The organism is Bradyrhizobium sp. 40, from assembly GCF_023100925.1.
Lineage (GTDB): Bacteria > Pseudomonadota > Alphaproteobacteria > Rhizobiales > Xanthobacteraceae > Bradyrhizobium.
On record NZ_CP064688.1, the window covers coordinates 7,430,910 to 7,447,808 of the forward strand.

Annotated in this window: 16 protein-coding genes; 13 read left to right on the top strand and 3 right to left on the bottom strand. The window is 65.7% G+C overall.

Annotated elements, in window-relative coordinates:
• Nucleotides 1-9: 9 nt before the first annotated feature.
• Nucleotides 10-1,263: a penicillin-binding protein activator gene (locus tag IVB40_RS35490; protein ID WP_247817760.1), complete on the bottom strand. Its 1,254-nt coding sequence runs from the start codon at nt 1,261-1,263 to the stop codon at nt 10-12.
• Nucleotides 1,264-1,605: 342 nt separating this feature from the next.
• Between IVB40_RS35490 and rsmI the strand changes: the two genes are divergently transcribed.
• From rsmI to IVB40_RS35525, 7 genes are all read left to right on the top strand, one after another.
• Nucleotides 1,606-2,556, top strand: a complete 951-nt coding sequence (gene rsmI, locus IVB40_RS35495) for a 16S rRNA (cytidine(1402)-2'-O)-methyltransferase (RefSeq protein ID WP_247817761.1) — start codon at nt 1,606-1,608, stop codon at nt 2,554-2,556.
• Entirely contained in the window at nt 2,543-2,944 is a 402-nt protein-coding gene (locus tag IVB40_RS35500) for a YraN family protein (protein ID WP_247817762.1), read from the top strand. Before rsmI ends, IVB40_RS35500 begins: the two co-directional genes overlap by 14 nt.
• 10 nt (nt 2,945-2,954) lie before the next feature.
• Complete coding sequence (gene gshB, locus IVB40_RS35505; protein WP_247817763.1) at nt 2,955-3,899, top strand: glutathione synthase; 945 nt, start codon at nt 2,955-2,957, stop codon at nt 3,897-3,899.
• Nucleotides 3,900-4,347: 448 nt separating this feature from the next.
• The gene (cpaB, locus tag IVB40_RS35510) at nt 4,348-5,151 is read left to right on the top strand and encodes a Flp pilus assembly protein CpaB (protein ID WP_247817764.1); all 804 of its coding nucleotides are present in this window, start codon (nt 4,348-4,350) and stop codon (nt 5,149-5,151) included.
• A gap of 10 nt (nt 5,152-5,161) precedes the next feature.
• Nucleotides 5,162-6,679: a type II and III secretion system protein family protein gene (locus IVB40_RS35515; protein ID WP_247285462.1), complete on the top strand. Its 1,518-nt coding sequence runs from the start codon at nt 5,162-5,164 to the stop codon at nt 6,677-6,679.
• A gap of 86 nt (nt 6,680-6,765) precedes the next feature.
• Entirely contained in the window at nt 6,766-7,500 is a 735-nt protein-coding gene (locus IVB40_RS35520) for a CpaD family pilus assembly protein (protein WP_027566224.1), read from the top strand.
• Nucleotides 7,497-8,786, top strand: a complete 1,290-nt coding sequence (locus tag IVB40_RS35525; protein ID WP_106943964.1) for an AAA family ATPase — start codon at nt 7,497-7,499, stop codon at nt 8,784-8,786. The genes IVB40_RS35520 and IVB40_RS35525 overlap by 4 nt, the downstream gene beginning before the upstream one ends.
• 28 nt (nt 8,787-8,814) lie before the next feature.
• Here IVB40_RS35525 and IVB40_RS35530 read toward each other — a convergent pair whose 3' ends face one another.
• Nucleotides 8,815-9,600, bottom strand: coding sequence for a tetratricopeptide repeat protein (locus IVB40_RS35530; RefSeq protein WP_247817765.1), 786 nt, complete (start codon nt 9,598-9,600; stop codon nt 8,815-8,817).
• 79 nt (nt 9,601-9,679) lie between these two features.
• Nucleotides 9,680-9,925, bottom strand: a complete 246-nt coding sequence (locus IVB40_RS35535) for a PilZ domain-containing protein (protein WP_007598461.1) — start codon at nt 9,923-9,925, stop codon at nt 9,680-9,682.
• 226 nt (nt 9,926-10,151) lie between these two features.
• Between IVB40_RS35535 and IVB40_RS35540 the strand changes: the two genes are divergently transcribed.
• The 6 genes from IVB40_RS35540 to IVB40_RS35565 all read left to right on the top strand — a co-directional run bounded on the left by IVB40_RS35540 (nt 10,152) and on the right by IVB40_RS35565 (nt 16,880).
• On the top strand, nt 10,152-11,690 hold the full coding sequence (locus IVB40_RS35540) for a YifB family Mg chelatase-like AAA ATPase (protein ID WP_247817766.1): 1,539 nt from the start codon (nt 10,152-10,154) through the stop codon (nt 11,688-11,690).
• Nucleotides 11,691-11,742: 52 nt separating this feature from the next.
• Nucleotides 11,743-12,084: a hypothetical protein gene (locus IVB40_RS35545; RefSeq protein ID WP_027566228.1), complete on the top strand. Its 342-nt coding sequence runs from the start codon at nt 11,743-11,745 to the stop codon at nt 12,082-12,084.
• A gap of 118 nt (nt 12,085-12,202) precedes the next feature.
• Complete coding sequence (locus IVB40_RS35550) at nt 12,203-12,670, top strand: hypothetical protein (protein WP_247817767.1); 468 nt, start codon at nt 12,203-12,205, stop codon at nt 12,668-12,670.
• 140 nt (nt 12,671-12,810) lie between these two features.
• On the top strand, nt 12,811-15,036 hold the full coding sequence (locus IVB40_RS35555; RefSeq protein ID WP_247819635.1) for an ATP-binding protein: 2,226 nt from the start codon (nt 12,811-12,813) through the stop codon (nt 15,034-15,036).
• 101 nt (nt 15,037-15,137) lie between these two features.
• Nucleotides 15,138-15,767: a histidine phosphatase family protein gene (locus IVB40_RS35560; protein WP_247817768.1), complete on the top strand. Its 630-nt coding sequence runs from the start codon at nt 15,138-15,140 to the stop codon at nt 15,765-15,767.
• 54 nt (nt 15,768-15,821) lie between these two features.
• Nucleotides 15,822-16,880: an AI-2E family transporter gene (locus tag IVB40_RS35565; RefSeq protein ID WP_247285045.1), complete on the top strand. Its 1,059-nt coding sequence runs from the start codon at nt 15,822-15,824 to the stop codon at nt 16,878-16,880.
• The last annotated feature ends 19 nt before the right edge of the window (nt 16,881-16,899 follow it).

The following is a 16,899-nucleotide window of genomic DNA, read 5'->3' on the forward strand; positions in this document are numbered from 1 at the left end:
AGGAAACAGCTACGCTCCAAAACTCTTCGGCGAGCCCGCCACCGCAACGCCGCCGCCGGTCGTGACCTTCATCACCGCAAGGCCCCGCTCGTTGGTGCCGTCGGCGCGGAAGCGAAACAGGCCGTCGATCCCGGCGAATCCGGAAGGATTGGTGAGCACGTCGGACGAGAAGCGCGTGGTGCCCTGCGTGCGCGCGAGCGCGGCGACCAGGGCGACGGCATCATAGGCGAGCGTGGCCGTGCGGATCGGCTCGGCGCCGTATTTGGTGCGATAGCGGCCGGAGAAGGCGCGGAAGCCGGCCGGATCGGGCGCGGCGTAGAGGCCGCCCTGCAAGCTTGAGCTGGCATAGACGCGCGGACTGTCCCACAGGCCGGTGCCGAGCAGCTGGATATTGCGCAGATTCGCACCCGCCGCGCTCATTGCATCGGCGACCGAGACGACGGCGTCGCCATCATCGGCGATGAACAGCGCATCGGCGCTGCCGAGCTGCTGCGCCACGGTCCGGGCCGGCGTGGCGCGATCGGCGCCGTATTTCTCGAACGCGACGATGCGCCCGCCGCGACGCGGCACCGCCGCCTTCACCGCGGCCTCGACCACGTTGCCATAGGCATTGTCGGGCACGAGCACGGCGACGGAGCGCTTCCCGATGCTGGCGGAATATTCGACGATGCGGTTGACGTCGGACTCCGGCAGGAAGCTCAGGAGATAGACACCGCGGCCGGCGATGCTGGAATCGGTCGAGAACGCCATCACCGGAATGCCGCGCGTGCGCGCGATCTGCGCCACCGCAGGCACCGATTGCGCGAACAGCGGACCCAGGATGATCTCGGCGCCTTCGTCGACCGCCTGCTGCGCACTGGCCTGCGCGCCCTGCGGGCTGCCATTGTCGTCCTTGATCAGGAGCTGGATGTTGGGATTCTGGAACTCGGCCAGCGCCATCTCGGCGGCATTACGCATCGACTGCGCGGCGAGGCCGGCATTGCCCGATGCCGAGAGCGGCAGGATCACGGCAACCTTCACTCCGCCGGTGCCGGCGGTCGTCGCCTGCTGTGGCGGGCCGGCCGGCTGGGCCGGAGGCGGTGAGGAGCTGCTGAACGGATTGGAGAACTGGCTCAGGCTCTGCTGCACGCCGGCGCAGGCCGACAGCAGCGGCGCGCCGAGCAACAGGCCGAGCGCGCTTCGCCGGGTCGCCCCTGATATCAGGGGCCCCTGAACGGGAGACTCCTCCGGAAAGGAAGATCTGGGATCACGCGGGCCCGTCATGACAGTTTCTCTTCTGACCGACCGTCGCCAGCCGCTCACGATATTCTCCACGACACCAGTCGTGGATTCAGGCATATTGTCGGCAAATAGTTAACTCAAACAAAAGGATAATGCCCGCTTAACGCGGCTTCCTCTCAAGTTCTGGCTAGCTGTCCGCCGTCCATCACCAAGCATCAAGGCGGCGTTTCCGCCGCGAATATGGCGCTGACGCTTCATTCCCTTGGGAATGTGATGCCGAATGGATCACATTCCAGTCCTTCCTCGCCCCTTGCCTTGCCAGGCACGATCTTTTTCCGGGGACCGGTTCCCAGTCCCGGGGATCATGCCTAAGTTCGTCTGATTATGCGCGCAAAGCCGTCCCCGATAAATACACCTGAGACGACGGAGCCCGCCTCGCGCGGTTTCTCCATCGACGCCCATCGGCTTGTCGCGCCGAAGGCCGCGCCTGGCCTGCACCTGGTCGCGACCCCCATCGGCAATCTCGGTGACATCACGCTGCGGGCGCTGCAGACCCTCGCCGGGGTCGATGTCATCGCCTGCGAGGACACCCGCATCACGCGGCGTCTGACCGAGCGCTACGACATCTCCGCGCAGCTCAAGCAGTATCACGAGCACAACGCGGAAGCGGCCCGTCCAAAAATCCTGGAGCGGCTCTCGCAGGGCGGCTCGATCGCACTGGTGTCGGACGCCGGAACGCCGCTGATCTCGGACCCCGGCTACAAGCTGGTGCGCGAGGTCTGCGCCGCCGGCCACGCCGTCTACGCGCTGCCCGGCCCGTCCTCGGTGCTGGCGGCACTGTCGGTCGCAGCGCTGCCGACCGACCGCTTCTTCTTCGAAGGCTTTCTGCCTTCCAAATCAGCCGCGCGGAAGTCGCGCCTGGCCGAGCTTGCGCGCATCGATGCAACGCTGGTGATGTTCGATTCCGGCAATCGCGTGCAGGACACGCTCGCCGAGCTCGCCGAGATCATGGGGACCCGTGAAGCCGCGATCTGCCGCGAGCTGACGAAACTGCACGAGCAGATTTCGCGCGCGACGCTGCGTGAGCTCGCGCGCAATGCCGACACGCTGGAGACGCGCGGCGAATTCGTGCTGGTGATCGCTCCGCCTGCGGCCGATGCCGAGATGCTGACATCGGACGCGCTCGACGACCTCCTGCGCGAGCAGCTCGCCGCGAACAGCGTCAAGGATGCGGTGGCGCATGCGGTCGCGCTCTCGGGCCGGCCGCGCCGCGAGGTCTATGCCCGCGCGCTCGAGCTTGCCAAAGATCTGCGGGGCGGCGATGGCGAAGACTGAGAACCCGGCAGAACCGAAAATCGCCTCACCCGAGCGCCTCGCCGCGTTCCGCACCGGCATTTCCGCGGAAAGCCGCGCCGCGGCCTATCTCATGGCCAAGGGCTACCGCATCCTCGCCAAACGCTTCCGCACGCCGCATGGCGAGATCGACATCGTGGCGCGCCGCCGCAATTTGATCGCCTTCGTCGAGGTCAAGGCGCGCGCGACGCTGGACGACGCCGCCTTCGCGGTGACGCCGCGCCAGCAGCAGCGCATCATCGACGCCGCGCAAGGCTGGCTCGTCGCGCATCCCGAGCATGCGGAATTCGAAATGCGATTCGACGCCATGCTGATTGCGCCGCGGTCACTTCCACGCCATGTGTTGGCGGCATTCGACGCCTCGACCTGAAAGGCAGACCATGAAACTGAACGTCGCCGTCCAGATGGACCCCATCGCCCGCATCAACATCAAGGGCGATTCCACCTTTGCGCTGCTCCTGGAGGCGCAGAAGCGCGGCCATGGTCTGTCCTATTACACGCCCGACAAGCTCTCGATGGTCGGCGAGGAGATCGTCGCTCCGGTTCAGCTGCTCACCGTGCGCGACGAGCCCGGCAATCATTTCACCCTGGGTGAGCCCAGGCGCGAGGCGCTCAACGGCTTCGACGTGGTGCTGCTGCGCCAGGATCCGCCGTTCGACCTCGCCTACATCACCTCGACGCACCTTCTCGAATGCATCCATCCGAAGACGCTCGTCGTCAACGATCCAGCCTCGGTGCGCAACGCGCCGGAAAAGCTGTTCGTGATGAACTTTCCGCAGCTGATGCCGCCGACGCTGATCTCGCGCGACCTCGACGAGATCAACGCGTTTCGCGACAGGCATGGCGCCGTCGTGATGAAGCCCTTGCACGGCCATGGCGGCGCGGCGGTGTTCCGCGTGATGCCGCAGGACATGAATTTCGGCTCGCTGTTCGACATGTTCTCGGTGACATTCAAGGAAGCCTGGGTGATCCAGCAGTTCATCCCCGAGGTCAAGCACGGCGACAAGCGCATCATCCTGATCAACGGCGAGTTCGCCGGCGCGGTGAATCGCGTGCCGGCCGCCGACGACCTCCGCTCCAACATGGTGCGCGGCGGAGCAGCGCAGGAGACCGAGCTCACGCCGCGCGAGCGCGAGATCTGCGCCACCGTCGGCCCGGCGCTGCGCGAGCGCGGGCTGTTGTTCGTCGGCATCGACGTCATCAACGGCAACCTCACCGAGATCAACGTAACCTCGCCAACCGGCATCCGCGCCATCGCGCGGCTCGGCGGACCGGACGTTGCCGCAAAGCTCTGGGACGTGATCGAGCAGAAGCGGGCGAAGTAGGCATCGGCCCGTAGCCTCCTCAATGTCGTCCTGGCGAAAGCCAGGACCCATTACCCCGGCTGCCGGTTTGACGAACATCGAAGCGATCACCTCCTTAACAATTGATCGCGGTGGTAATGGGTCCTGGCTTTCGTCAGGACGACAGCGGTGATGTGGCGCGTTGTTTCCATCTCACTGCATGCCGGCATCAAGCATCACCCCACACATCACTAACCACGCATTCACCATGACGCGGCGCGCATCGTTCGAACACACGGGCCGCGACTGCGTGAAACTACGGGGCCAGTGGCCGACCGGCTAACGCGACGTTCACCATCTGCCGAAAGACCACAGCGCGGCCGTCGATCGCATTCGGCCTCGCAACACCGCTTATACTTTTACTGCCTACTCATCGACACGGGGAACCCGCCAGGTGCGGTTCGAGTGCCCCGCGTAAGAGTAGAAGCGTATGAACACCGCACGCATTGTCGTTCTCGTCATCGCACTGGGCGCCGGCGGCGTCGCTGCGTATCTGGCGAGCGGCTATGACAACAAGCCCGCGCCCGTTCTCCCCGTCGCCGAGAAGCTGCCGACGGTCGAGGTCCTGGTCGCCAAGAACGACATCCAGCTCGGTCAAGCCGTGAAGCCCGAGGACCTGCAATGGCAGGTCTGGCCGGCGGCGACCGCGAGCAGCGCCTTCATCCGCCGCGACAACAGGCCCGAGGCGCAGATCCAGATCGCAGGCTCGATCGCACGCGTGCCGTTGATGCAGGGCGAGCCGATCCGCGAGCAGAAGCTGGTCAAGGCCGACGGCTCCGGCTTCATGGCCGCGATCCTGCCGTCTGGCATGCGCGCCGTCTCCACCGAGATTTCAGCCGAGACTGCCGCCGGCGGCTTCATCCTGCCGAATGACCGCGTCGACATCGTGCTGACCCGCCGCCTGAAGAATCCCGACGGGACCGCCGGTAACGACCTCATCCTGTCCGAGGCGATCCTGACCAATATCCGCGTGCTCGCGATCGACCAGGCGCCGAAGGAAAAGGACGGCCAGAACGCCGTCGTCGGCAGGACCGTCACGCTCGAGCTCAAGCCCGACCAGGTCGCCACGCTATCGGCAGCGCGCCAGGGCGGCACGCTGACACTCGCGCTGCGCAGCATCGTCGATGCCAACTCGGTCGACAGCGCGCCCGAGGACCAGGCGAGCAAGCGGACCGGCGGGGTCAACGTGATCCGCTACGGCGTACAGGCGCGGCAACTGACGTCACAGAAGTGATGGGGATATGATGAACTTTGGGGATGATCGGACGGGCATGCGCATTCGGGGGAATCGCGCGCGCTCGGTCTGGACGGGGACGATGCTGATCCTGGGGCTGCTCGCAGCCCCCGATGTCGTCAGCGCCGCGGATGCGCCGGTCGGCGACCAGGCGCCCATGCAAGCAGCGGATCTCGATGTGTCCCCGGTCGGGACGATTGCACCGGCGAAGACGCGCTTCCTGTCGCTCGGCGTCGGCAAGTCCGCCGTCATCGACCTGCCGCGCGACGTCAAGGACGTGCTGGTCGCCGATCCCAAGATCGCCAATGCCGTGATCCGCTCGGCCCAACGCGCCTATATCATCGGCGGACAGGTCGGCCAGACCAACGTCGTGTTCTTCGCCGCCGACGGCCAGCAGGTGGCCGCCTACGACATCGCGGTGAAGCGCGATCTCAACGGCATGCGCACGGCGCTGCGTCAGTCGCTGCCGGGCGTGCAGATCGAGGGTGTCGGCGACAGCGTGATGCTCACCGGCTCGGTGTCGAGCCCGGTCGAGGCCCAGCAGGCCGGCGACGTCGCCGCCAAACTGGTCGGCGGCTCCGAGAAGGTGGTCAACAACATCGTCGTGCGCGGCCGCGACCAGGTGATGCTCAAGGTCGTCGTCGGCGAAGTGCGCCGCGATATCGTCAAGCAGTTGGGCGTCGATCTCAGCGCCAGCCTGAATGCCGGCACCGCGGTGGTGAACTTCAACAATTCGAACCCGTTCTCGGTCAGCGGCGGACCGATCGTCAGCAACAACGGATTAGGTGTCGCCGGGCTCACCAAGGGCTTCGCGACCGTCAGCGCCACGATGCGCGCGATGGAAAGTGCCGGTGTCATGCGCACGCTCGCCGAGCCGAGCCTGACCGCGATCTCCGGCGAATCCGCCACCTTCATCGCCGGCGGCGAATTCCCCATTCCGTCCGGCTATGCCTGCGATCCCGTCACCCACGTTTGCACCACCCAGATCACCTACAAGAAGTTCGGCATCTCCCTGAACTTTACCCCGGTGGTATTGAGCGAGGGCCGGATCAGCCTGCGCGTCATGACCGAGGTGTCCGAGCTGTCGAACCAGAGCGCCATCACGGTCACCCAGGCGCTGTCCTCGAACTCGACCAACTCAATCACCATCCCGTCGATCCAGACCCGCCGCGCCGAAACGACGCTGGAAATTCCCTCGGGCGGCTCGATGGCGATGGCCGGCCTGATCCAGCAGCAGACCAAACAGGCGATCAACGGCCTGCCCGGCGTCGACCAGGTGCCGATCATCGGCGCGCTGTTCCGCAGCCAGGACTTCGTCAACAACGAGACCGAGCTGATGGTGATCGTAACGCCTTATGTGGTGCGCGCGGTGGCTCAGAAGGAGCTGTCTCGACCCGACGACGGCTTCGCGCCGGCGTCCGATGCCCAGACCGCGCTGCTCGGCCGCATGAACCGCCTCTATGGCATCGCGCGCCGCGTCGATCCGATCGCGGGCTCGCCCGGTGATTTCGGCTTCATCATCGACTGATGACGAACGGACGGCTCGGGAACGGGGCAAGAGACGGCGAGAGACGGCGAGAGACGGCGAGAGACGGGGCACGAGGGGATGAAGCGATGACGAAGACCATGGCCGATCGACGTCGCAAGTTGAGCGTCGCGCTGGCACTGACGGGGCTCTCCGTCATGCTGGGCGCCTGCAACACCACCGGCGAGGTCGTCACCCAGACGGTGCCGACCGACTATCGCCAGCGTCACCCGATCGCGGTCGAGGAAGCCAAGAAGTCGATCGTGATCTTCGTCGGCAAGGCTCGCGGCGGCCTCTCGGCCGCGCAGCACGCGGACGTCGCCGGCATTGCCCGGGACTGGGTGCGCGAAGGTACCGGCTCGGTCGTCGTTGACGTCCCCGTCAACGCTGCGAATTCGCGCGCGGCGGCAGCGACCTATCACGAGATCCGTTCCGTGCTCGCATCCGGCGGCGTACCCGCGCGTGCCATCGTCCAGCATCCCTATCGGCCCGAGGATCCCGGACTGCTGCCCACCATCCGTCTGAGCTATTCCCGGATCGCCGCGGTCGCGGGCCCCTGCGGGCTATGGCCGGAAGATCTCGGCCCCTCCATCCTCGACCCCGGCTACAACGAGAACCGGCCCTATTTCAATCTGGGTTGCGCCAGCCAGCGCAACCTCGCGGCCATGATCGACAATCCGGCCGACCTCGAGCAGCCGCGGTCCGAGACGCCGGCCTATAACGCACGGCGTGACGTGGCCTTCGAGCGCTATCGCAAGGGCACGCCGATCGCGACCATGAATCCAGACGCCGACAAGGCCAAACTCAGCGATACAGGCAGATGACACGCGTCCACGACGAAGAAGCGGACGATCCGCAGCACCCCGAGGAACACATTGCGCCGGTTCCTCGCATCTCCGTGCAGGCCTTTTGCGAGACCGAGCAGACGCTCGCCGCGGTGACCGCGGCCGGGCAGGATCGCCGCCTCGCCAAGGCGCATCTCACCGCCAAAGACGGTGGCCTAGCTGCGGCAATCGAAGTCTATGAAACGATGCCGACGCCGAACGTCATCGTGATCGAATCCGACGGCACGCGCGACATTCTCGAGGGCCTCGACGACCTCGCCGGCGTCTGCGACCCCGGCACCCGCGTGGTCGTGATCGGCAATCCCAACGACACCGCGCCCTATCGCGAGCTGGTCCGCCGCGGCGTCAACGACTATGTGGTGGGACCGGTCGAGACGCTCGACGTCGTCCGCTCGATCTGCAGCCTGTTCTCGGCGTCCGAAACCATCATCACCGGCCGCGTCATCGCGGTGGTCGGCGCCAAGGGCGGTGTCGGTGCCTCCACCGTCGCGCACAATGTGGCCTGGACCATCGCCCGCGACCTCGCACTCGATTCCGTCGTGATCGATCTCGACCTCGCCTTCGGCACCGCGGGTCTCGACTACAACCAGGACCCGGTGCAGGGCATCGCCAATGCGGTGCTGTCGCAGGATCGGCCGGACACGGCCCTGATGGAGCGTCTGCTCTCCAAATGCACCGAGCGTCTCAGCCTCCTTGCCGCGCCTGCCACCCTTGACCGCGTCTACGATTTCGGCGCGGAGGCCTTCGACGCGGTGTTCGACACGCTGCGGATGACCACGCCCTGCATCGTGCTCGACGTTCCCCATCAATGGTCGGGCTGGACGCGACGCGCGCTGGTCAACGCGGACGACATCGTGATCGTGGCCGAGCCCGATCTTGCGAACCTGCGCAACACCAAGAACATGCTGAACGTGTTGAAGGCGGCGCGGCCGAACGACCGGCCACCGCTCTACTGCATCAACCAGGTCGGCATGCCCAAGCGTGCGGAGATCGAGGTCAAGGCATTCGCCAAGACCATGGAGAGCCAGCCGATCGCAGTGATCCCGTTCGATTCGAAGCTGTTCTCGACCGCGGCCAACAACGGCCAGATGATCGCGGAGGTCTCCAAGAGCCACCGCACCACCGAGCTGTTCCAGAACATGGCGAACCGCCTTGCCGGGCGCGGCGAGGTGAAGAAGCCAAAGCGCTCGCTGCTCGGGCCGCTGCTGAAGAAGCTGAAGGGTAGGTCGGGGCGCGGGTCAGCCCCGCATCGCAAGGCATCCTGAGCAAGGCATCCTGACGCGCGAGGGCGGGTTACTTCTCCGCCCGCTGCTGCTTCTTCACCAGCAACTGCCGCAGCGCCGTGACCTTTGCCGCCGCTTGATCCGGCGGCAGGTCGGCCTTCACGATGGTTTCGGCCTCGGCCTGCTTTCCTTCCAGTCCCAGTACGAGCGCGAGATTGGCGCGCACGCGCGAATCGGCGGGATTGCGCGCGTGCGCCCGGCGCATCGTTTCCTCTGCCCGCGGCAGATTGTTCTGCAGCATGTAGGACAGTCCGAGATTGGACAGCACCGACGGCTCGTCCGGCACGATCTTGAGCGCGGCGGCGTAATATTGCTGCGCTTCCTCGTTGCGGCCGAGTTGATCGAGCGCGGCGCCCTGCGCCGACAGGATATGCCAGTCGGGATCCTCGGGCGAATGCGCGCGGCCGAGGACGTCGAACGCCTGCTGGAAACTGCCGCTGTCGGCGAGCGCGCGGCCGTAGCCTGCGAGCAGCGCCTTGTTGCTGGAATGGGCGAGCACGGCCTGCTCCAGCACCGCGAGCGCCTGCGCGCGCTGGCCGGTCTGGCGCAACGCCTTGCCGTATTCGAGCGCGACGTTGGGATCGCCAGGCTTGGCGCGATAGCGCTCGCGCAGCGCGTCCATGTCCGGCCTCACGTCCGGCTTGGTGTCGGCCCTGCCAGCCGTTTCCGACTTTCCGCCGAGCGCGCCGGTGATGTCCTCGATGCCAGTGGTCTGACAGCCGCCAAGAGCCAGGATCAGAAGCGCGGAAAACAGATATCTCGCCGGAGGAGAGGCGACGGACAAACGCTTGGACATACTCTGATCACTCGGCGACTGATCAGAGATGCTTACCGATTAACGCTAAAGTCCCGTTAAGGCGGGGCGCTTGCGCGGCTCAGTCGGTGAATTCAGCGCCAAACTCGCAGCCGATGCGCCAGCGCAGGCGGCACTGCCGGGAATAGTCGGGCGCGAAAATGATGGTGAATTGCGGCGGCACTTCCAGGAACTCCGCCACCACTTTCACGCCGCCATCCGAAATATCCGTGATCGTGCAGTCCCGCGGCAGCGAACCCGCGCCAAAGTGAATCTTGGCGAGCCGCGTGCACATCCGTCGTTCGCTTCTCCGGCGATTTGCAAGCATTTGAATTGTTCACCCGTTAGACCACGGCCCATCCCGCACCCCTAGGAGTAGCGGACATTCGTTGGGATGTGCTGAGCAGAGCAGCTTGCATTCGAGGCGTAGTGTCTTCGTCGTGTTTACGATCAGTTAGGGCCTCCCGGCTCCTAGGCATGTTCCTGTATTGTTCTTGCAAGAACCGGCCCGCTCTGCTACCCCTAATTGTGCAAAAGGGCAGGCTGGTTCGGGCATGGTTCAGCGGGTTTCTACCGTCGCCTTTGAGGGGATCGAGGCCCGCGCGGTCGACGTGCAGGTGCAGGTCGCGCCGGGTCTTCCGGCCTTCGCGATCGTCGGTCTCCCGGACAAGGCGGTGTCGGAGGCACGTGAGCGGGTCCGCTCGGCGCTGATCGCCTCGGGGCTGGCGCTGCCGGCGCGGCGGATCACCGTCAATCTCGCGCCCGCCGATCTGCCCAAGGAGGGCAGCCATTATGACCTGCCGATCGCGCTTGGGCTGATGGGGGCGATCGGCGCGATCCCGCCGGATGCGCTGACCGGCTTCACTGTTCTGGGCGAGCTTGGCCTCGACGGATCGATCGCGCCGGTGGCCGGTGTTCTTCCCGCCGCGATCGGCGCCAATGTGCGCGAGGAGGGGCTGATCTGTCCGGCGGCTTGCGGCTCGGAAGCGGCGTGGGCGAGTCCGGACATCCAGATCATCGCCGCGAGTTCGCTGATCCAGATCGCCAACCACTTCAAGGGAGCGCAGGTGCTGTCGCGGCCTGTGCCGAAGGTGCATGAAGCCGCTGCCTCGCCGCTCGACCTGCGCGACATCAAGGGACAGGAGAGCGCCAAGCGGGCGCTGGAGATCGCGGCCGCCGGCGGCCATCACCTGCTCATGATCGGCGCGCCGGGCGCCGGCAAATCGATGCTGGCGGCACGCCTGCCCTCGATCCTGCCACCGCTGTCACCGGGCGAGTTGCTCGAGGTCTCGATGATCGCCTCTGTTGCCGGCGAGATCGAGGGCGGCGCGCTGACGGCGCGGCGGCCGTTCCGATCGCCGCATCATTCCGCCAGCATGGCCGCACTCACCGGCGGCGGCATGCGCGCCCGGCCCGGCGAGATCTCGCTCGCGCATCAGGGCGTGCTGTTCCTCGACGAGCTCCCCGAATTCGATCCGCGCGTGCTGGATTCGTTGCGCCAGCCGCTGGAGAACGGCGAGGTCTCGGTGTCCCGCGCCAATCACCGCGTCACCTATCCCGCGCGCTTCATGCTGGTCGCCGCGATGAATCCCTGCCGCTGCGGCAATGCGTTCGAGCCCGGCTATGCCTGCAAGCGCGGCCGCATCGATCGCTGCACCGGCGACTACCAGGCCCGCATCTCGGGACCACTGATGGACCGCATCGATTTGCGCATCGAGGTTCCCGCGGTGACCGCCGCCGACCTGATCCTGCCGCCGCCGGCAGAGGGCTCAGCCGAAGTCGCCGCGCGCGTGGCGGCGGCGCGCGACATCCAGCTCGCACGCTACGCGAATGCCGGCCTGCCGAAGGTTCGCACCAATGCCGAAGCGCCGGCCTCGGTGCTGGAGGAGATCGCCAAGCCGGATGCGCAAGGCCAGAAGCTCCTGCGCGACGCCGCCGAGACCATGCGGCTGTCGGCGCGTGGCTATCACCGCGTGCTCCGGGTGGCGCGCACGCTCGCCGATCTCGACGGCGCCGACAAAATCGGCCGTCTGCACCTCGCCGAGGCGCTGTCCTACCGCGCGCTCGCGGAAGATGTGCGGCAGCTGGCGTGAGCGATGCGCCGCCGCAGCTTTCTCGACAACATCACCATGCCCGAGATTGATCATGACCGATGCGAATGCCTGCACCATCAGATTTGTTCGTGCGTCCCAATATGCCGATTGGCTGAGGTCGTACGAGCTGTGGGTCAACGGGACCAGCGTTGGGAAGCTTGCACGCAACGACGTGTTGGAGATCACGCTGCCGGCCGGCACCTGCACGATCGATGCGAGCATTGATTGGGGCAGGAGCCAGCCGCTCGTCGTTCGCAGCAGTCCCGGCCAAACCGTCGAGATCGAGGTCAGGAACCGGTGGGGTGCCTGGGCGGCGCTTTGGGCGATCAGCTTTGGCAAGAACAGCTATTTGGTTCTCACTGAAGTCGAGCGAAAAACCAACAAAAGCGCCTAACCGACCGAGACTCTCATCCCCCGATACCGGCATCAACCCGGCGGTAACGAGTTTCCTTTACGCTCTGCAAACCATAAGGCCCATCAGTTCCCGTACAGGGCCTGGCGAGTAGCGTGTCATGTTGCGTTTCAAGATCCTGGCCTCGGTTGTTCCCCTGTTGGCGGCCGCGGTGTTTGCCCGCAGTGAGATCGGATCGGTCTCGCATCCCTGCATCGCCCTCGGCGACACCTTGGTCGAGCTGACGTCGCTGTTCTGGACCGCCGGCGTGCATGTCGCCTTCACCGATGATCCCGCGCGTGCCACGGTGCGGGTTCAGATTACCGAGGATGCGGACGCTGCCGACTTCGCCGTCGTCGACGACGGCCCCGGTTCGGAATTGGAGTCCTGCCAGGCCAACCCCTCGACGCGCCTGATCTCGATTGCGGCGCAGCCCGTCGACGGCGGTCAGGTGATCTATCTCTCCAGCGAGGGGCCGGCGGATTACCGCGTCTATGTGCGCTCGAAGACCTTCTCCCAGCGCGAGGCGGCGGCGCTGATCGTCGGCGCCCGCGGCGGCCACCGCCATCTCCAGGCCGCTTCGCTTTGAACCGCCTCGCTCTGCGCCGTTAACACCTCGTCAACCCTGTTTGGAGGCGGTTGCAGGGCCTCAAACTGTTCGCAAGGTCGACGGCACATCGTCGTTGACAGCGAGGACAGCGTTTTAAGAAAAGAGTCGGGTCGGTGGCGATGGATCGGACGTTCCGGATCAAGGTGCGCATGCGCCGCTTCAGGCGACAGTACCCAAAAATCGCCTTCGCGATCCGCTCCATCATGATCTTCTCGGCGACCTTCGGCGGCGCCTATGGATTTGTCTCCGGCAGCCGGTCCGAGACGTCCGGCTACGATCCCAATGCGTTTGCGATCGGCGTCAGCTTCCTGTTCGCGCTCGCATGCCTCGGTCTCGCCACGCTGAGCATGCGCCTGCGCTTCGTCAACAAGCGGATGCGTGCGCTGGCTGCCCACAACGAAACGCTGATCGACCGCAATTGGGAGCTGAAGGAAGCGGAAGAACGCGCTCGCAGCCTGTTCGAACAGCAGGGCGACCTGATCGTGCTGCGCGACACAAGCGGCCGCATCACCTTCGCCAACGACGCCTATTGCGCGCTTGCCGGGCAGACGCGCGGCGCGCTGGTCGGCACGCGCTTTGATTTCGACGTGCTGGAGCAGGGCGACAGCGCCCGCGAGAGCAACGGCACGCGCATTCACGACCAGAAGATCGCAACTCCGCTCGGCGCGCGCTGGATCGCCTGGCGCGAAGGCTATGTCCGCCTCGACGCCGGCCAGCCCGCCGAATTGCAGAGCGTCGGACGCGACGTCACCGACCGCACCGAGACCGAGCGTGCGCTGTCCGACGCCCGCGACCAGGCCGACGCCGCCAACCGGGCGAAATCGCGCTTCCTGGCCATGGCCTCGCACGAGATCCGCACGCCGCTCAACGGCATCATCGGCATGGGCGGGCTGCTGCTCGACACCACGCTGACGCCGGAGCAGTCGACCTACGCCAGGGCCGTGAAGACCTCCGGCGAAGCGCTGATGGCGCTGATCGAGGAGTTACTCGACTATTCCAAGATCGAAGCCGGCAAGCTCGATCTCGAGCAGCGTCCCTTCGCGCTCTCGGCCCTGATCGAGGACATCACCGAGCTGCTCGCGCCGCGCGCGCAGGCAAAGCAGCTCGAGATCGCCGCCTATGTCGACGAGCGGCTGCCGCTTGAAGTGGTCGGCGACGCCGCGCGGCTGCGCCAGGTGCTGCTCAACCTCGCCGGCAACGCCATCAAGTTCACCGCGAGCGGCGGCGTCGCGCTGATCGTCGAGCCCGGCATCTGGCCGAACGAGATCAGTTTTCTGGTGCGCGACACCGGCATCGGCATCGCAGCCGACGCGCAACAGCGCATCTTCCGCGAATTCGAGCAGGCCGACGAACGCGTCGCCCGCACCCATGGCGGCACCGGCCTCGGTCTCGCCATCAGCGAGCGCATCGTCAAGCGCATGGGCGGCCGCATCACACTTAGGAGCGAGCCGGGCAAGGGCGCGACCTTCGAGGTCGCGGTACCGCTGGCGTCATCCCTCGCCGGCGTCGAACAGACGACATTCCCGAGCCCCGATCTCGCCGGCAAGTCGATCCTGCTGATCGCCGACGGCATCGAGGCCTCCCTGATCGCGCGGCGGCTGGAGCGCTGGGGCGGCCAGACCTGCATGGTGACTGACGCCGCGGTGGCGGAAGCGCTGCTTCCGGAACGCTCATGGCATTCGGTGCTGATCGATCGCGCGCTCGGCGCTGCCATCGCCGACCGCCTCGGCGAAGCCGCACGCAGCCATGCGACGCAACGCCTCGTGCTGCTGACGTCGGGCTCGCGCCACGAGAAACTCTCGCCGGCCTTCACCGGCTTCCTGGTGAAGCCGCTGCGCGCGGCCTCACTCGCCGCACGCCTCGCGCTGCCCCCGGAGGTCGCCTCGCCCGATCTCGCGCCGGAGCCATCGGCTCAACCCGCCGGCGCGGTACCGGCGAAAGGCCTGTCGATTCTCGTCGCCGAGGACAACGAGATCAACGCGCTGTTGATGCGCTCGCTGCTGACGAAACTCGGCCACCGCGTCGTCATCGCTGTCCATGGCGAGGCCGCGCTGGAATCCTGGCTCGGCGCGTCATCGGCCGGCACGCCCTATGATCTCGTGCTGATGGACATCCAGATGCCGCAGCTTGATGGCATCGAAACGACAAAACGAATCCGCGCGCATGAAGCAGCCAAAGGCGGCCACCACACGCCGATTCTCGCGCTCACCGCCAATACGCTGGTGGAGGATCGCTACGCCTGCTTTGAAGCAGGGATGAACGGGTTCCTGATCAAGCCGCTCGATCGCGAGAAGCTGGAAGAGGCGCTGGCCGGACTGGCGGCGGCGCGGCAGCTGGCGGTTTGATCCGGATTCCATAGGAACCCGATCTCGGACGGCAATCGACAATTGAAATCGACCGCGTCGCGCGTCACCATCCTCTGGGGCATTTTAACAGAGGATTTCGCATGAACTTGCTTTGCCGCCTCGCCTTCGTGATCCTTCTCTGGGGTTCCACTCAAGCCACCGCGGCCGATAGCTCGCAACTGATCGCCTCGCTCAAGCAAGGCGGCTACGTGCTGGTGTTTCGCCACACCGCCACCGACGACAGTCAAAAAGATGTCTACCCTTTCAAATTCGACGACATGAGCGCCCAGCGTCAGCTCAGTGAAAAGGGCCGCGACATGGCGCGTCAGATCGGGACGGCCATCAAGGAGCTCGCGATCCCAATCGGCGATATCTACACCAGCAGGCTGAACCGCGCGATCGAGGCGGGCAAGCTCATCTCCGGCCGCGAGGTCAAGCCGGTCGATGCCTTGACGGACAGCGGCAACGCGAGCGCGTCTGGCATGGCAAATCCGACCGGTGCCAATGCAAAGGCGGGCCAGGCCGTGCGGCAGCTCGTCGACGCGCCGCCCAAGGCCGGCACCAACACCGTCCTGGTCACCCACAAGACCAACATCGCCGATGCCTTCGGCAAGGATGCCGGGGACGTGCAGGAGGGCGAAGCTTTCATCTACAAGGCCGGCAGCTCGGGTCCCGCAACCCTTGCAGGACGCATCAAGTTCGCCGACTGGACCGCGAAAGCAGACAAGTGACGGCCGGACATCGGGTCCGGATCATGCTCTGGCAACAGAAGGGCTAGGGAACACGTGAGAACGTCGGAAGACCGCTCATTCCTCGTCTTGCTTGCCGCGATCTCGCTGGCATTCGGGTGGGTACTTTGGCCGTTCTCCGGCGCGTTGTTGTGGGCCACGCTTCTGGCGATCATCTTCGCGCCACTCTATCGCCGCGCCCTCGAAACGCTTCCGGGACGGCGCAACCTCGCCGCATCGTTCACTGTCGTCGTCGTGATCGTCATGGTCCTCATCCCCGTGGCGGTCGTCATCGCCTCGCTCATCGACCAGGGTGGGGAGCTGTATCAGCGCGCTCAGAGTGGGGAGATCAGTTTCGCTCATCCCCTGCAGCAGCTGAAATCCGCGTTGCCCGCCTGGGCTACTTCCCTGTCGGATCGCCTGGCTGGCATCGATTTTTCGGCCCTGAAGGAACGTCTGTCGAGTCTGGTCGTCCCTGCCGGCCAACAGCTGGCGGGACACGCCATTAACATCGGTCAGTTGACGCTGGAGTTCGTCGCAAGCTTGCTCGTGATGTTGTACCTGCTGTTCTTCCTGCTCCGTGATGGTGACGAGCTCAACGTACGGATCCGCGACGCGCTCCCGCTGCGGCCGAGCCACACCAGCGAGATTCTGAATGCGTTCACCCTGGCGGTTCGCGGGACGATCAAGGGGATCGTTCTCGTTGCGCTAATTCAGGGAGCGCTTGGCGGGCTGATTTTCTGGGTGCTCGGCTTGACTGTCCCACTGCTGGCGGGCGCCCTGATGGCGCTGCTCTCGCTTCTGCCCGTGCTCGGCTCTGCGCTAGTTTGGGTTCCGGTCGCGCTCTACCTGCTTGTGGCAGGCTCAGTCACGAAAGGGATCATCCTGCTCGCCTTCGGGATCTTCGTGATCGGTCTTGCGGACAATTTTCTCCGTCCGATCCTGGTCGGCCAGTCGATCCAAATGCCGAGCTATGTCGTGCTGCTCGCTACCGTAGGCGGCCTTGCGGCGTTCGGAGCGAACGGGTTCGTCATCGGCCCACTCGTCGCCGCGATGTTTCTCACGGCGTGGCACATCTTCATCGCTTCGAAAGCGCGACAGGAGGTCCGGAAATGATCGTCATGTCGAGTTACTA

What these genes read in the sequence shown, in the direction of transcription:
- IVB40_RS35490 (WP_247817760.1), bottom strand. Translation starts at nt 1,263, where the DNA reads ATGACGGGCCCGCGTGATCCCAGATCTTCCTTTCCGGAGGAGTCTCCC.
- rsmI (WP_247817761.1), top strand. Translation starts at nt 1,606, where the DNA reads ATGCGCGCAAAGCCGTCCCCGATAAATACACCTGAGACGACGGAGCCC.
- IVB40_RS35500 (WP_247817762.1), top strand. Translation starts at nt 2,543, where the DNA reads ATGGCGAAGACTGAGAACCCGGCAGAACCGAAAATCGCCTCACCCGAG.
- gshB (WP_247817763.1), top strand. Translation starts at nt 2,955, where the DNA reads ATGAAACTGAACGTCGCCGTCCAGATGGACCCCATCGCCCGCATCAAC.
- cpaB (WP_247817764.1), top strand. Translation starts at nt 4,348, where the DNA reads ATGAACACCGCACGCATTGTCGTTCTCGTCATCGCACTGGGCGCCGGC.
- IVB40_RS35515 (WP_247285462.1), top strand. Translation starts at nt 5,162, where the DNA reads ATGAACTTTGGGGATGATCGGACGGGCATGCGCATTCGGGGGAATCGC.
- IVB40_RS35520 (WP_027566224.1), top strand. Translation starts at nt 6,766, where the DNA reads ATGACGAAGACCATGGCCGATCGACGTCGCAAGTTGAGCGTCGCGCTG.
- IVB40_RS35525 (WP_106943964.1), top strand. Translation starts at nt 7,497, where the DNA reads ATGACACGCGTCCACGACGAAGAAGCGGACGATCCGCAGCACCCCGAG.
- IVB40_RS35530 (WP_247817765.1), bottom strand. Translation starts at nt 9,600, where the DNA reads ATGTCCAAGCGTTTGTCCGTCGCCTCTCCTCCGGCGAGATATCTGTTT.
- IVB40_RS35535 (WP_007598461.1), bottom strand. Translation starts at nt 9,925, where the DNA reads ATGCTTGCAAATCGCCGGAGAAGCGAACGACGGATGTGCACGCGGCTC.
- IVB40_RS35540 (WP_247817766.1), top strand. Translation starts at nt 10,152, where the DNA reads ATGGTTCAGCGGGTTTCTACCGTCGCCTTTGAGGGGATCGAGGCCCGC.
- IVB40_RS35545 (WP_027566228.1), top strand. Translation starts at nt 11,743, where the DNA reads ATGACCGATGCGAATGCCTGCACCATCAGATTTGTTCGTGCGTCCCAA.
- IVB40_RS35550 (WP_247817767.1), top strand. Translation starts at nt 12,203, where the DNA reads ATGTTGCGTTTCAAGATCCTGGCCTCGGTTGTTCCCCTGTTGGCGGCC.
- IVB40_RS35555 (WP_247819635.1), top strand. Translation starts at nt 12,811, where the DNA reads ATGGATCGGACGTTCCGGATCAAGGTGCGCATGCGCCGCTTCAGGCGA.
- IVB40_RS35560 (WP_247817768.1), top strand. Translation starts at nt 15,138, where the DNA reads ATGAACTTGCTTTGCCGCCTCGCCTTCGTGATCCTTCTCTGGGGTTCC.